Origin of the sequence: Burkholderia sp. Bp9140, assembly GCF_003853425.1 — a bacterium.
In the GTDB taxonomy this organism is placed as follows: domain Bacteria; phylum Pseudomonadota; class Gammaproteobacteria; order Burkholderiales; family Burkholderiaceae; genus Burkholderia.
In genome coordinates this window covers 1-14,161 of the sequence record NZ_QTPQ01000029.1, presented here as the reverse complement: position 1 = coordinate 14,161, position 14,161 = coordinate 1, and the positions used below count along the sequence as shown (strand labels likewise).

13 protein-coding genes and 1 pseudogene are annotated in these 14,161 nt (G+C 67.5%); 11 read left to right on the top strand and 3 right to left on the bottom strand.

What is annotated here, in order from left to right; all coding sequences use genetic code 11:
- Positions 1-81 precede the first annotated feature (81 nt).
- Positions 82-1,497, bottom strand: a complete 1,416-nt coding sequence (locus DIE21_RS23345; RefSeq protein ID WP_124499939.1) for a heavy metal sensor histidine kinase — start codon at positions 1,495-1,497, stop codon at positions 82-84.
- Positions 1,494-2,165 carry a heavy metal response regulator transcription factor gene (locus DIE21_RS23340; RefSeq protein WP_124499938.1) on the bottom strand — a complete coding sequence of 224 codons (672 nt, stop codon included), beginning with the start codon at positions 2,163-2,165 and terminating at the stop codon, positions 1,494-1,496. The genes DIE21_RS23345 and DIE21_RS23340 overlap by 4 nt, the downstream gene beginning before the upstream one ends.
- 267 nt (positions 2,166-2,432) lie before the next feature.
- On the opposite strand from DIE21_RS23340, the gene DIE21_RS23335 reads away from it, so the two are divergent.
- The 8 genes from DIE21_RS23335 (at position 2,433) to DIE21_RS23300 (ending at position 9,909) form a co-directional block, all read left to right on the top strand.
- Positions 2,433-2,819: a hypothetical protein gene (locus DIE21_RS23335; protein ID WP_124499937.1), complete on the top strand. Its 387-nt coding sequence runs from the start codon at positions 2,433-2,435 to the stop codon at positions 2,817-2,819.
- A gap of 88 nt (positions 2,820-2,907) precedes the next feature.
- Complete coding sequence (locus DIE21_RS23330) at positions 2,908-3,201, top strand: hypothetical protein (RefSeq protein ID WP_124499936.1); 294 nt, start codon at positions 2,908-2,910, stop codon at positions 3,199-3,201.
- The gene (locus tag DIE21_RS23325; RefSeq protein WP_124499935.1) at positions 3,198-4,826 is read left to right on the top strand and encodes a TolC family protein; all 1,629 of its coding nucleotides are present in this window, start codon (positions 3,198-3,200) and stop codon (positions 4,824-4,826) included. Before DIE21_RS23330 ends, DIE21_RS23325 begins: the two co-directional genes overlap by 4 nt.
- A 1-nt stretch (position 4,827) precedes the next feature.
- Positions 4,828-6,123: a multicopper oxidase family protein gene (locus DIE21_RS23320; protein ID WP_124499934.1), complete on the top strand. Its 1,296-nt coding sequence runs from the start codon at positions 4,828-4,830 to the stop codon at positions 6,121-6,123.
- Between the two features lie 76 nt (positions 6,124-6,199).
- On the top strand, positions 6,200-6,547 hold the full coding sequence (locus tag DIE21_RS23315; protein ID WP_124499933.1) for a copper-binding protein: 348 nt from the start codon (positions 6,200-6,202) through the stop codon (positions 6,545-6,547).
- A 14-nt stretch (positions 6,548-6,561) separates the two neighbouring features.
- The gene (copC, locus tag DIE21_RS23310; protein ID WP_124499932.1) at positions 6,562-6,948 is read left to right on the top strand and encodes a copper homeostasis periplasmic binding protein CopC; all 387 of its coding nucleotides are present in this window, start codon (positions 6,562-6,564) and stop codon (positions 6,946-6,948) included.
- A complete protein-coding gene (locus tag DIE21_RS23305) occupies positions 6,945-7,886 on the top strand; it encodes a CopD family protein (RefSeq protein ID WP_124499931.1) in 942 nt (313 codons plus the stop codon). The genes copC and DIE21_RS23305 overlap by 4 nt, the downstream gene beginning before the upstream one ends.
- Before the next feature lie 208 nt (positions 7,887-8,094).
- A complete protein-coding gene (locus DIE21_RS23300; protein WP_124499930.1) occupies positions 8,095-9,909 on the top strand; it encodes an ExeM/NucH family extracellular endonuclease in 1,815 nt (604 codons plus the stop codon).
- A gap of 282 nt (positions 9,910-10,191) precedes the next feature.
- Here the strand turns inward: DIE21_RS23300 and DIE21_RS23295 are convergent, their stop codons facing one another.
- Positions 10,192-11,196 (bottom strand): helix-turn-helix domain-containing protein, encoded by a 1,005-nt coding sequence (locus DIE21_RS23295; protein ID WP_124499929.1) that lies wholly within the window; start codon positions 11,194-11,196, stop codon positions 10,192-10,194.
- A gap of 253 nt (positions 11,197-11,449) precedes the next feature.
- Between DIE21_RS23295 and DIE21_RS23290 the strand changes: the two genes are divergently transcribed.
- The 3 genes and pseudogenes from DIE21_RS23290 to glyA form a co-directional block, all read left to right on the top strand.
- Complete coding sequence (locus DIE21_RS23290; protein ID WP_124499928.1) at positions 11,450-12,697, top strand: D-arabinono-1,4-lactone oxidase; 1,248 nt, start codon at positions 11,450-11,452, stop codon at positions 12,695-12,697.
- 33 nt (positions 12,698-12,730) lie between these two features.
- Positions 12,731-13,510 (top strand): SDR family NAD(P)-dependent oxidoreductase, encoded by a 780-nt coding sequence (locus DIE21_RS23285; protein ID WP_124499927.1) that lies wholly within the window; start codon positions 12,731-12,733, stop codon positions 13,508-13,510.
- Positions 13,511-13,830: 320 nt separating this feature from the next.
- Positions 13,831-14,161: pseudogene (gene glyA / locus DIE21_RS23280) on the top strand (serine hydroxymethyltransferase); the annotation flags it as partial.

Genomic DNA, 14,161 nt, shown 5'->3' with positions numbered 1-14,161 from the left:
ATTCTGGCGGGGCACTCGCGTTTCAGCGGATGCGCATGCCGTGCCGGGAAGCAACCGGCGTGCACGGGCGTCGTGCGCGTGTCACGAAGCCCCGGCCGGGAAATACAGCGCGAACGTGGTGCGTCCGTCGCGGCTCGCGACCTCGATCTTGCCGCGGTGCAGTTCGACGATCGACTTGACGATCGCGAGCCCGAGCCCGGCGTTGCGCGCCGCGCCGTGCCGCGACGAATCGATCCGGTAGAAGCGCTCGAAGATCCGCTCGATCTGTTCGGGCGGAATCGCGACGCCGCGGTTCGTGACTTCGACGACCGCGTAACCGGGCCGCGTCGATACGGCCAGCTCGATCGTCGACCCGGCTTCCGCGTGTTCGAGCGCGTTCGACGCGAGGTTGCTGACGGCGCGCCGGAACAGCGTCGCGTCCGCGACGACCGGCGCTTCGCCGTGCACGTCGAGGTGTACGCCGGCTTCGTCGGCCAGCGCCTGGAAATACGACGCGAGCCGGCGCAGCTCGTTGCCCGCGTCGAGTTCGACGGTCTTCAGGTGCTGCAGCGCATTGTCCGTGCGCGCAAGAAACAGCATGTTCTCGATCATCCGCTGCAGCCGTTCGCATTCCTCGATGTTCGAATCGATCAGCGCCTCGTATTCCTCGGTGGTGCGGGCGCGCGACAGCGTGACCTGCGACGAGCTGATCACGTTCGCGAGCGGCGTGCGCATGTCGTGTGCGAGGTCGGACGAGAACTGCGACAGCCGCACGAACGCGCGCTCGAGGCGGTCGAGCATCCGGTTGACCGACGTGGCGAGCTCGCGCAATTCGACCGGGCCGCCGCGCGCATCGAGGCGCGCGTTCAGGTTGTGCGCCTCGATGCGCGACGTCTGCCGGCCGAGGCTCTCGACCGGGCGCAGGCCGCGCGATGCGACCGCGTAGCCGAGCGCGCCGACCAGCAGCGCGCCGAGGGCGGCCGCGAGCCAGATGTCGACGCGATAGCTTTCCAGCAGTGACTGGCGATCGGTCGCCGTACGCGCCAGCGCGACCTGGATGGTCTCGCCCGACGGCAGCGCGGCGCGCGCACGCACGCAGCGCGACGTGCCGATGCCGGACGGCGAGCAGGTGAACGGGCGGGCGGCCGCGCCCGCCGCAGCGGCCGGCTGCGGCCGCGCGATGACCGAGGCGAGCGTGTTGCCGGCTTCGTCGGTGTGTTCGACGAGCGGGCGGTTCGCGCTGTCGTAGATGCCGAGATAGACGCCCGGATGCGACAGCAGCACTTCGTGGAAGACGGCCGGATCGGCGCGCAACGCAGCCGTCGAGCCGCTCGCTCGCGCGAGCTGCAGGAACTGGTTGAGCTTGCCGGCGATCTCGATGTCGTCGCGCCGGGTCAGCTCGGCGGACAGCGAGCGATACAGGTACGCGCCGGTCAGCGCGAACACGAGCGCGGCGACGGCGGCGAACGCGAGCGTCAGGCGCCGGAGCAGCGAATAGGGTGCGGGGCCGACGGTCACGCGCGATCCTCGAGCACGTAGCCCATCCCGCGTATCGTGTGGATCAGCTTCTTCTCGTAGGCGTTGTCGATTTTCGCACGCAGGCGCTTGATCGCCGCATCGACGACGTTCGTGTCGCTGTCGAAATTCATGTCCCAGATCTGCGACGTGATGAAGGTGCGCGTCAGCACCTCGCCCTCGCGTTCCGCGAGCAGCTGCAGCAGCGCGAACTCCTGCGCGGTCAGGTCGATGCGGTTGTCGGCGCGCCGCACGCGGCGCTTGATCAGGTCCACCTCGAGATCGGCGACATGCAGCATGTCGCGCGCATTGCGCGGCGCGCGCCGCAGCAGCGAACGGATGCGGGCGAGGAACTCCGCATACGCGAACGGCTTGAGCAGGTAGTCGTCGGCGCCCAGTTCGAGCCCCGTGACCTTGTCCTCGATCGCCTCGCGGGCCGTGAGCAGCAGCACCGGCGTCTGCTTCTGCGCGCGCAGCCGCCGGAGCACCTCGAAGCCGTCCAGCTCCGGCAGCATCACGTCGAGCACGACGAGATCGAAATCCTCGTGCAGCGCGAGGAACAGCCCGTCCTGGCCGTTCTCGGCCACGTCGACCGTGTAGCTCGCCTCCGTCAGCCCCTTGCGGAGGTACGACGCCATCTTGGGTTCGTCTTCGACTATCAGTATCCGCATGGTGGAGCAGGCCGTTCGTGATTCCAGCCGGTCAGTGTAACGCGTGAGCTTACGGTGCCACGCGTGCGCGAAAGATGACCGCCGGATGACGGAATTGTCACGAAGCGCGCATGCGATGCAATGCCCGCGCTTCATGAAAATCCGGTCATGTTTCGGCCATGTCGTCGTCACGCCGGCGGCGATAAGCTGCGACCGTCTTGTGTCCGGAGCGCGCCGTCGCGGCGCTGCTCCCGTTCATCCGGTCATTGTCTGCCTGATTCCGCATCCATGTCGTACTGGCGCAAATTCATCCTCGTCGTGCTGCTGGCGCTGTGTCTGCCGATCCAGTCGTTCGCGACCGTGTCGATGCAGTGCGCGGGCGCGGTCGCTGCGGTGCCGCATGCGGAGGATGGGGCGAGCGCCGATGGCCCGGCTGCGTCGCAGGCGATGCAGCGCGCCCACGGCGAACAGCATGAGCACGACAACCACGCACGGCACGCAACGTCGTGTTCCGCCTGCGGCGCCTGCTGTTTCGGCACGGGCATGGCGGAGGTGCCCGCGGTGTCCGTTACGTCGGACATCGGCATCGCGATCGTCTCATTCGCGCCTTCGACCGTCGTCGTGTCGTTCCTGACCGGCGGCATCGACCGGCCGCCGCGCCGGATTCCCGTCTAGTCCCTGCCCGCGGCCGGCCGGCCGCGATCCGCAAACCGTGCCGACGGTCATTCGACGTCCGCCGCACGACTCACGACGAGAAACATCCATGCGATTGATCATTGCGGCGCTGCTTGGCGCGGCGGCCCTCGTGCCGTCGCTCGCGCCCGCGCAAACCGCCTTTCCCGATCCGGCCGATGCAGCCGCGTCGGTGCCGGACGTCGCCGTGACGTCCGCGTTCGACGGCTACGTGCCGTATCGCGACGACGCAGGCCCGGGCTGGAAGCAACTGAACCGGGACGTGATGGAGCGGCCCGCGAAGGGGCAGACGACCGGACACGCAAAGCCCGGAAACCCGGCGGCCGGCGCCGCCCATTCGATGCACGGAGGGGCCGCGCAATGACGAGATTTGCGATTTCACCGCGATTCGGCGCGACCGTGTTCGCGCTGGCCTTCCTCGCCGGCTGCACGACGTTCTCGAAGGACGGCGGCTTCGATGCCGTGTCGTCCACCGCATCCGAGCGCATCGGGAAGGACGCCGTCATCGTCAGGACCGACGCCGACCGCGAAGCCGTCGACAAGCGGACGAAGGAATTGCTCGCGAAACCGCTGTCGATGGACGACGCGGTGCAGCTCGCGCTGCTGAACAACCGCGGACTGCAAGCGTCGTATGCCGAACTCGGGCTGTCGGAGGCCGACCTCGTGCAGGCCGGCCGATTGCCGAACCCGCGCTTCTCGTTCAGCCGCACGCGGGCCGGCGACGGCGAGCTGAGCCTCGGCCGCACGTTCTCGGCCAACGTGTTCGCGCTGCTGACGCTGCCGCTCGCGACGAACATCGAACGCCGCCGCTTCGAGCAGACCAAGCTGGAGACGGCCGACGCGATGCTGAAGGTCGCGGCCGACGCGCGTCGTGCGTATGTCGAAGCCGTGGCCGCCGAGCAGGCCGCGAACTATGCGCAACAGGTGCGCGACGCCGCGAGCGCGGCCGCCGAACTCGCGTTGCGGATGCGGCAGGCCGGCAACTTCAGCCGGCTCGACTACGCACGCGAACAGGCGTTCCATGCGGACGCGGTCGCACAGCAGGCGAAGGCGCAGCAACAGGCCGTGGCCGCGCGCGAGAAGCTCACGCGTGCGATGGGACTGTGGGGCGAGCGCACGCGGTACACGCTGCCCGAGCGCCTGCCCGACCTGCCGAAGGCGCGCCCCGATCTGCCCGATCTCGAACGCTACGCAATGCGCAACCGCCTCGATATCCAGGCCGCGAAGCTGCAGACGCAGGGCGTCGCGTCGTCGCTCGGACTCAGCAAGGCGACGCGCTTCGTCAACGCGGTCGATCTCGGCTACGTGAACAACTACGAGACCGGCAAGGGTCACGAGCACGGCTACGAGATCAGCGTCGAGATTCCGCTGTTCGACTGGGGCGGCGCGAAGGTCGCGCGGGCCGAGGCCGTCTACATGCAGTCGGCGAACCGGCTCGCGCAGACGGCCATCGACGCGCGCTCGGACGTGCGCGAATCGTATGCGGCATACACGATGAGCTACGACGTCGCGAAACACTATCGCGACGAAGTCGTGCCGCTGCGCAAGACGATCTCGGACGAGCTGCTGCTGCGCTACAACGGGATGCTCTCGAGCGTGTTCGAGCTGCTGGCCGATGCACGCGAACAGGTCGGCGCGGTCAACGGCTACATCGATGCGCTGAAGGACTACTGGCTCGCCGAAACCGATCTGCAGGCGGCTGTCGGCGGCCGGCTGCCGACCGCGCAGGCAACGCAACCAACGCAGCGGCAGCCGACGCAGCAGCAGCCAACGCAGCAGCAGCCAGCGCAGCAGCAGCCGACGCAGCCGACGCAGCCGACGCAGCCGACGCAGCCGACGCAGCCGACGCAGCCAGCGCAGCCAGCGCAGCCAGCGCAGCCAGCGCAACGCGCGGCCGCTCCCGCCGCATCCACGACCGACGCTGCGCCGCAGCCGGCTTCCTCACCCGTGGCGCAACCGGCGCCCGCAACGCATCCGGAAGGTCATTGACATGGTGTCCCGTCGACAATTTCTCAGCGGCTCGGGCGCCGCGCTGCTCGGTGCGGCGATGGTCAGCAAGGCTGGCGCCGCGTCGCTGCCCGAAGCGCCCACGATGGCGAAAGCCGGCACGCAGCCGCCGCTCGTGCCGCCCAACGGCCGCCCGTACACGCCCGTCGCGACGCTGAACGGCTGGACGCTGCCGTGGCGGATGAAGAACGGCTGGAAGGAGTTCCACCTGACGGCCGAGCCGGTCGTGCGCGAGATGGCGCCCGGGATGAACGCGAACCTGTGGGGCTACAACGGCCAGTCGCCGGGCCCGACGATCGAGGCCGTCGAAGGCGACAAGGTCCGCATCTTCGTGACGAACCGGCTGCCCGAGCACACGACGATCCACTGGCACGGGCTGCGGCTGCCCAACGGGATGGACGGCGTCGGCGGTCTCACGCAGCCGCATATCCCGCCCGGCAAGACCTTCGTCTACGAGTTCCAGCTGGAGGCGCACGGCACGTTCATGTATCACCCGCATGCCGACGAGATGGTGCAGATGGCGATGGGGATGATGGGCATGTTCATCGTGCACCCGAAGGATCGCGCGACGATGCCGGTCGATCGCGACTTCGTGTTCCTGCTCGCCGCGTACGACATCGATCCGGGCAGCTACACGCCGCGCGTGAACGAGATGACGGACTTCAACATGTGGACGTTCAACTCGCGCGTGTTCCCGGGCATCGACCCGCTGCCGGTGCGGGCGGGCGACCGCGTGCGGATTCGTTTCGGCAACCTGACGATGACGAACCATCCGATCCACCTGCACGGCTACAGCTTCGAGGTTGCCGGCACGGACGGCGGCTGGATTCCGCCGGCGGCGCGCTGGCCGGAGGTGACGGCCGACGTCGCGGTCGGCCAGATGCGCGCGATCGAGTTCACCGCCGATCGCCCCGGCGACTGGGCGTTCCATTGCCACAAGTCGCATCACACGATGAATGCGATGGGCCACCAGGTGCCGAACCTGATCGGCGTGCCGCAGAAGGATCTCGCGAAGCGCATCGGCAAGCTCGTGCCCGACTACATGGCGATGGGCAGCACCGGCGGCGCGATGGGCGGCATGGAGATGCCGCTGCCCGACAACACGCTGCCGATGATGACGGGCACCGGCCCGTTCGGGCCGCTGGAAATGGGCGGCATGTTCACGGTCTGCAAGGTGCGGCAGGGGCTCGGCCGCAACGACTATCGCGATCCGGGCTGGTTCCGGCATCCGAAGGGCACGGTCGCCTACGAATACACCGGCGAATTGCCGGACGGCTGAGCGGCACGCAGCATGCGGCGGCCGTGACGATGCGGCCGCCGGTTTCATTTCACTCACTCTGGATGGAGCAGGCACGATGAAGAAGGAACTGGTTTCGATGGCAACGGGTTGCGCGCTGGTGTTTTCGGCCGCGTCATACGCGGCCGGCGACATGGCCGGCATGGACATGGGCGGCAACGCGAAGCAGGGCGCCGCCGCGACACGCGCGATGTCGCACGGCGAGATCCGCAAGGTCGACACGGCCGCTGGCAAGCTGACGATCAAGCACGGCCCGCTGGAGAACCTCGGGATGGATGCGATGACGATGGTGTTCAAGGTCAAGGATCCGGCGATGGTGTCGCAGGTCAAGGCCGGCGACAAGATCGATTTCGTCGCCGAGGACGTGGGCGGTGCATTGACCGTCGTCGAACTGCGCAAGCCGTGAGGGTGGGTATGAACATGCATACGACGATCACGACACTCAGGCGGCTTGCCGGCTTCGTCGCGGCCGGCGCGCTGATCGCCGCCGCGCCGGTTGCGGCCTCGGCGCACGGCAAGCTGGAAAGCGCGACGCCCGCGACCGGCAGCACGGTCGACACCGCTCCCGACACGTTGCGGCTTGCGTTCAACGAAGATCTCGAACCGACGTTCAGTTCGGTGAAGGTGTCGGACGCGAACGGCAAGCCCGTCGCGCACGACAAGGCGAAAGTCGATCCGGCGACGCCGCGCGTGATGACCGTCGCGCTGCCGACGCTCGCGCCGGGCGCGTACACCGTGCAATGGGCGGCGATGACGGCCGACGCGCATCGCACCAAGGGCACCTACACGTTCAAGGTGAAAGGGTGAACGAAGGCTTCGTCGGCATGCTGCGGCTGGCGGCGGTGGCGATCCAGAACGCCGGGTTCGCCGTCGTCGTCGGCACGCTGCTGGGCAGCCACTGGCTCGCACGCGGCGTGTCGGCGTGGCAGCGCGACCTCGCGCGGCGGCTCGTCGCGACGCTGCGCGCTGCGTCCGTCGTGTCGCTGCTCGCGAGCATCACGGCGTTCTGGGCGCATTGCGCGTTGATGAGCGAAGTGGCGCTGCTCGACGCGGGGCCGGCCGTTCGCTCGATGCTGGCCGGCACCGGGTTCGGTCATGCGTGGCTGGCCGGCGCCGTGTTCATGGCCGTCGTCGTGCTGCTGTCGTTCCTGCGGCGCGCGACCGATACGCGCTTTCCGTTCGTGCTGTGGGCCGCGCTCGCGGGCGTCGCGCTGGCGCGCAGCAACGGCGGGCATCCGGTCGATGCGGGGCTGTTCAGCGTGCCCGTGTGGGTCGACTGGCTGCATCTGCTGGCGATCAGCGCGTGGGTCGGACTCGTGTTCGTGACGGCATTCGGCGTGATGTCGCGATTCGCCGGGATGCCCGCGAGCGAGCGCATGACCGGCGCGTCGTTCGTGCAGGCACTTTCCGATACGTCGACGGTTGCACTGGCCATGCTGTTTGCGACCGGCGCGTACAACGGGTGGCGCGGTGTCGATACGCCGAACAACCTCTTCACGTCGACGTACGGACAGATCCTGCTGCTCAAGCTCGCCCTCGTGCTGATCGCGGCGGCGCTCGGCGGACACAACCGGTTCTTCGGGATGCCGAAGCTGATGGTCGCGCTGAAGGATCCGGCGGTTGCGGTCCCGGTCGTCGCATTGCGCCGGTTCGGCGCGGTGCTGCGGATCGAGGCGGTCGTGCTCGCCGGCGTGCTGATGGTGGCGGCGTTGCTCGTGTCGAGCGCGTTGCCGGGGACGGTTTAGCACCGCGGCCGGCGGGTGAAGCCGGCATCGGGAAATCGTCGGAACAGGGGCGGTCCTTGTCGGGCGATTTCCCGCTTTTCGACCGCGCGCGGGGTCGATCGCCATCGTGGGGTGGCCGGAAAATTACAGTCATCTGTCTCTGGGTTGCGAAAAACTGTCACCAAGCGCCGCTAAGCTTTCGCCACCCTCACAACCGGGATTCCCCGTCATGCGCTCGACAATCCGCCTGTTTGCCCCGCTATTGCTGCTGCCCACGCTTGCCGCGCCCGTCCTGGCCGCCACTGCCGCTCCCGTCAGCCCGAGCTGCGGCGGCAGCACGACGCCGATCGCCGACATCCAGGGGCCGGGCGCGCCGTCGCCGCTCGCCGGCCAGAACGTGTCGATCGAAGCGGTCGTGACGGCCGAGTTCGGCGGCACGGACGGCTTCGGCGGCTTCTTCGTCCAGCAGGCCGACGCACAGCGCCGCAACCAGCCGGGCGTGTCCGAAGGCCTGTTCGTCTATGCGCCGAAAGTGCGCGCGAAGGCCGGCGATCTCGTGCACGTGACGGGCAAGGTCGAGGAGAAGTACGGGCAGACGCAGCTCACGCTGTCGGGCGCGATCGCGGTGTGCGCGAACGGCCAGACGGTCACGCCGGCAACGCTCTCGCTGCCGGTCGAGAACCCGAATGCGTTCGCCGCTTATGAAGGGATGCGGGTGCGCCTGCCGCAGACGCTGACCGTCACCGACAACTACGAGCTCGGCCGCTACGGCAGCGTGATGCTGAGCAACGGCCGCCTGCGCACGCCGACGAGCGTGGTGCCGCCGTCGCAGGCGCAGACGCAGATCGATGCGAACGCACGCAACCGGCTGATCCTCGACGACGGCTCGAACAAGCAGAATCCGGCGACCGTGCCGTATCCGGCGCCGGAACTGTCGGCCGCGAACACGCTGCGCTCGGGCTACACCGTGCGCGACGTCGAAGGCGTGCTCGAGGTGCGTTACGGCGCATGGCGCGTGCAGCCGCTGCCCGGCGCGGCCGCGCCGGCGTTCGACACGCGTTCGAACCCGCGCACCAACGCACCGGCGCGCGATCCGAAATCGAACCTGCGCGTCGCGTCGTTCAACGTCCTCAACTACTTCAACGGCAACGGTCTCGGCGGCGGCTTCGACGATCCGGCCAACCGCGGCGCGAAGAGCTACCCGGAATTCCAGCGTCAGGAAGCGAAGATAGTCAGCGCGCTGAAGGCGCTCGACGCCGACGTGATCGGCCTGATGGAAATCCAGAACAACGGCTACGGCGAACTGAGCGCGGTGCGTCAGCTCGCGGCGAAGCTCGGCAGCAACTGGCGCGTCGTCGACCCGGGCACGTCGCGCCTCGGCGGCGACGCGATCGCGGTCGCGATGATCTACGACAGCCGCGCGGTCGAACCCGTCGGCCGTGCGTCGACGCTCGCGATCGACGACAAGAACCGCCAGCCGCTCGCGCAGTCGTTCCGGCGTGTCGGCGGCAACAAGCAGGCGCTGACGATCGCGGTCAATCACCTGAAGTCGAAGAACTGCCCGGACGCGGCGAACGACGACCTCGACCAGGGCGATGGCCAGGGCTGCTGGAACCCGACGCGCACGCGCGCGGCCGCGAAGCTGGCCGACTGGCTCGCCGGCACGCCGACGGGTGTCGCGGGGCAGGGCACGCTGCTGATCGGCGACTTCAACAGCTACACGCATGAAGACCCGATCCGCCTGCTCGAATCGCGCGGCTACCGCAACCTGGTGTCGCGCTGGATCGGCGCCAACGCGTACAGCTACGTGTACAACGGCGAAGCCGGCTATCTCGATCACGCACTCGCGTCGCTGCCGCTTGCATCGCACGTGAAGGCCGTGCACGAATGGCACATCAATGCGGACGAGCCGCTCGCGCTGCAGTACACGCTCGCGTACAAGTCGGCCGAGCAGCAGAAGACCTTCTACGCGCCGGATGCGTATCGCTCGTCGGATCACGATCCGGTGCTGATCGATATCGCGCTGCCGGGCGGCGGGCGCTGAGCGCCGGTCGAGCGTTTGAAGCACGGCGTGCGGCGCTGCCGCACGTCGTCGCGTGAGTGGTGGCGCTGCCGCTCGCTCACGCGATTTTCCCCTTCCCCCACGCATCACGTGCCCGATTCGCGATCGCTGCAAGGCGATCCGGAATGCGCGGCGCGATTGAGCGCTTCTTCATTGCGAACACCCGTGTATTACGCGTCAATGCCGTGCGGCGCGCCCTGTGGTTTCTCGGGCAACTAATTCCACCGCACATCTGAATAGCATCGCATCGCGCACGGTCGACGTTCAGCTTTCCCGGTGTGCGTAGCGCCTCGCCGTCGCCGACGGCAACTCGCCGAACATCGTCCGGTAGTCCTGCGCGAAACTGCTCAGGTGCCAGAATCCCCACTTCGTCGCAGCGGACGTCACCGACCCGCCCAGCCGCAGCTCGCGCCGAACGTGATTCAGCCGGACGGCGCGCAGGTACGCGATCGGATTGAGATTGAGCGTGTCGTTGAACGCATATTGAGCGGTACGCCGGCTGATGCCGAGCTGCACGCACAGTTCGGCGATCGACAGCGGGCACGTCGACGCATCCTGCAGCCGCTCCTGCACCGCGTTGACGAGTGACCAGTACTTCGTCGAACGCGACGCGAGTGCATCCACGTCCGGCGCGGGCACCGTCATGGCTTCGGAAATCGCATACAGCACGGTCCGCTCGAGCAGTTCGATCCGCGCCTGCGTCGTCACGTCCCCGATCGGCGTGCTTTTCGCGGCCGCGGCCATCGTGTGGCGCAGCAGGTCGCGCAGGCGGTCCGCGACCTGGGCCGTCATCGGGATCAGCGGCGCGAAGGTGCGGGCCCGCAGCGACGCGGCGAGCGTGCGCAGCGCCTCGGTCGACAGCTTGTCGGGCTCGATCTCGACGTTCACGAGCACGTGCCGGTCAGGTGAATAGAACTCGAACACCGGCTGGCTCGAGAACACATGCAGGCTGTCGCGGCCGCTCTTCTCGCCGCACATCCGCGCATGGCCTTCGAGCTCCAGCGGCACGGCCACCGCGATGCGGTCCGACGGCACCGCGCCCTGCTGCAGGATCACCTTGTCGAGATCCTCGACCAGCAGCCGGATGCCGCCGAGCGACACGATGGACGACGAGCCATGAAACAGGCCGCCCGAGATCTGCGTGTAGTTGAGATCCCAGCCGTCGAAGATCCGCGCCTGTTCCTCCACGTCGGTGAACGCGCAGAACGCCACCGTGCGTGCGAACGACGGGGCGCCAGAGTAATCGCGCGGATCGGCAGACGGCGTCATCGGAGTCGGGAGGGGGCGGGCCGGATCGATTCATTGTATCCGCTCGACGCGCCGGTCAAAAAAGCCCCGGCGGCCCGATTCCCCGTGGAAACCCTCGCTTGCCGAAATCCGATAGTGAAAAGCCGGCCGGCGCAATACCTTTGATACGAACACGACGCATCGCGCCGGCGCCGGGACTATCCCGCTTCGTTGCCGGCCGACCCGAACACGGCTGCCGGCGCGGGACGGCCGGCGCACTTCTGGAGAGACGTTGATGGCGCTTCCACGTGGCGGATTCTGGCGGAACTGGGTAGGCAATCAGTCGTGCGTGGCCGCGCACATGGCGTCGCCGGCCAGCGAGGCGGAGATTGCCGAGCTGGTGCATGCCGCGACCAGCCAGGGCAAGAACGTCCGATGCGCGGGATCGGGACATTCGTTCACGCCGGTTGTCGCGACGAGCGGCCTGCTGCTGTCGTTGCAGGACTACCAGGGCATCGTCGCGGTCGACGAACGGCAAAAGCGCGTCACGGTGAAGGCCGGCACGCGGATCAACGCGGTGACGCGCCACCTGAAGGACATCGGCTTCTCGCTCGTCAACCAGGGCGACATCGATTCGCAGGCCATTGCCGGTGCGTTGGCGACGGGCACGCACGGCACGGGGACGACGCTCGGCAACCTGTCGTCGCAGGTCGTCGGGATGCGGATCGTTCGTCCCGACGGCTCGATCATGGAAGTGGGCGACCAGCAGGACCTCGACCTGCTGCACGCGACGCAGGTGAATATCGGCATGTTCGGCGTGGTCTCGGAGCTGACGCTGCAGGTGACCGACGCGTTCTGGCTGCACGACCGCGTGTGGCGCGAGGACTTCGAGGCGCTGATGGAAAAGTACGACGACCTTGCGGCAAGGCATCGGCATTTCGGTTTCTTCTGGTGCCCGACGTCCGAAAGCCGCCACCTGTACTGCCTGCCCGACACCACGAAGGTGTCGAACTCGAAGAAGGACTACGACGTGTGCGAAATCAAGGTGATGGACGTCACCGACTCGCGCACGTTCCACGCAGGCGAGCACGAGAAGATCGCGTACAGCGCCGAGGTCTATGCGATCGACTACGTCGCGAATTTCCACGAACTCGAGTACGCGGTGCCCGCCGAACACGGCAAGGAAGCGCTGCGCCGCGTGCGCGACCTGATCCTCACCAGGCATCGCGACTGCATCTTCCCGGTCGAGTACCGCTTCACGAAGGGCGATCCGGCGTGGATCAGCCCGTTCAACCACCAGGACAGCGTGACCATCTCGTGCTCGGGCGGCCCGAACGGCGTCGACTACTGGCCGTTCCTGAAGGACGTCGACGACATCCTGCGCGACTACGGTTCGCGTCCGCACTGGGGCAAGCTGCACTTCACGAACCGCGACGACGTGGACCGCTGGTTCCCGAAGGCCGAAGCGTTCCGCGAACTGCGCCGCAGTGTCGACCCCGAAGGCTATTTCCTCAACGATCATCTTCGGACGCTGTTCAGCTGAGCGGTCCGAACGAACCAGACTGGAGAACGACGCATGAATGCCAAGATCGACGGCCGCCTGGCCGGCAAGGTCGCCATCGTGAGCGGCGGCGCGGGCGGGTGCGGTGGTGCCGCGTCCGAACTGTTCGCCGCGCAGGGCGCGAAGGTGGCGATCATCGACCGCGACGGCGACGCCGCCGAAACGCTCGCGGCGCGGCTGCGCGATGCCGGCTTGCAGGCCATCGGCTTCGGCGCCGACGTGTCGAAGCAGTCGGACGTGCAGCAGGCGGTCGATGCGGCGCGCAAGCACTACGGCAATGCCGACATCCTGTTCAATCATGCGGGCACGCTGATCGTCAAGCCGTTCCTCGACATCGAGGAGTCGGAATGGGACTGGCTGATGGGCGTGAACGTGAAGAGCATGTTCCTGATGACGAAGGCGGTACTGCCGCAGATGCTCGAAAAGGGGCGCGGCAGCATCGTCTGTACGTCGTCGATCTCGGCCGTCTGCGCGACGCCGGGCGAAGTGCTGTACGACGCGACCAAGGGCGCATGCCACATGTTCGCGCGAGCGATCGCGGTCGAATACCGCGACCGCGGTATCCGCTGCAATGCGCTGGCGCCGGGGTTCATCCGCACGCCGCACGGGATGCGCGAACTGAAGGATCTGCAGGCGATGGGCGTGGACGCGACCGAAGCGGCCATCGCGGTGCAGCAAGGCCGGCTGTGCGAGCCGTCGGAAGTGGCCGCGGCCGCGCTGTTCCTCGCGTCGGACGAATCGAGCTTCGTCAGCGGCACCCAGCTCTTCGTCGACAACTGTTTCTCCGCTGTTTAGGCCCCATATTCGCAAGAAGCCGAAGGGCAGGCACGACCTCTCCAGGAACGGCAGGTTCGGTCGAAGGTTCCGCAGCGATGCGGACCTTCGATTTTTTTTGGCCGGGCCGCCGCGCGATGTGTCCTAGCGGATTGTCGCAATCCTTCTATCTGAACGAATTTGCGTCTGCTGGAATGGCAATGACGAGTCACCGTTCAGCCGGCATCGCGGGGCGGCATGGTTGTCGACGTCATCGAGCGCCGTTCCGGCGCTCGGCTTCGCGGGTCCGGGCAAGTCCGGCATACCAGGATCAATCCATCACTTTCTTTTGATCAATCATCATGTTCAATCGCACTACCAGCACCGTCGCCAATGTCGATCCGGAACTCTGGACTGCCATTCAGGACGAGAACCGCCGCCAGGAAGACCACATCGAGCTGATCGCGTCGGAAAACTACACGAGCCCGGCCGTGATGGCCGCCCAGGGCTCGCAGCTCACCAACAAGTACGCGGAAGGGTATCCGGGCAAGCGCTACTACGGCGGCTGTGAATACGTCGACGTGGTCGAGCAACTGGCGATCGACCGCGTGAAAGCGCTGTTCGGCGCGGAAGCCGCGAACGTGCAGCCGAACTCGGGTTCGCAGGCGAACCAGGGCGTGTTCTTCGCGATGC

Coding starts and splice junctions, on each gene's coding strand:
- DIE21_RS23295 (WP_124499929.1), bottom strand. CDS start 11,196: ATGACGCCGTCTGCCGATCCGCGCGATTACTCTGGCGCCCCGTCGTTC.
- copC (WP_124499932.1), top strand. CDS start 6,562: ATGCATACGACGATCACGACACTCAGGCGGCTTGCCGGCTTCGTCGCG.
- DIE21_RS23335 (WP_124499937.1), top strand. CDS start 2,433: ATGTCGTACTGGCGCAAATTCATCCTCGTCGTGCTGCTGGCGCTGTGT.
- DIE21_RS23300 (WP_124499930.1), top strand. CDS start 8,095: ATGCGCTCGACAATCCGCCTGTTTGCCCCGCTATTGCTGCTGCCCACG.
- DIE21_RS23325 (WP_124499935.1), top strand. CDS start 3,198: ATGACGAGATTTGCGATTTCACCGCGATTCGGCGCGACCGTGTTCGCG.
- DIE21_RS23290 (WP_124499928.1), top strand. CDS start 11,450: ATGGCGCTTCCACGTGGCGGATTCTGGCGGAACTGGGTAGGCAATCAG.
- DIE21_RS23340 (WP_124499938.1), bottom strand. CDS start 2,165: ATGCGGATACTGATAGTCGAAGACGAACCCAAGATGGCGTCGTACCTC.
- DIE21_RS23285 (WP_124499927.1), top strand. CDS start 12,731: ATGAATGCCAAGATCGACGGCCGCCTGGCCGGCAAGGTCGCCATCGTG.
- DIE21_RS23330 (WP_124499936.1), top strand. CDS start 2,908: ATGCGATTGATCATTGCGGCGCTGCTTGGCGCGGCGGCCCTCGTGCCG.
- DIE21_RS23315 (WP_124499933.1), top strand. CDS start 6,200: ATGAAGAAGGAACTGGTTTCGATGGCAACGGGTTGCGCGCTGGTGTTT.
- DIE21_RS23320 (WP_124499934.1), top strand. CDS start 4,828: ATGGTGTCCCGTCGACAATTTCTCAGCGGCTCGGGCGCCGCGCTGCTC.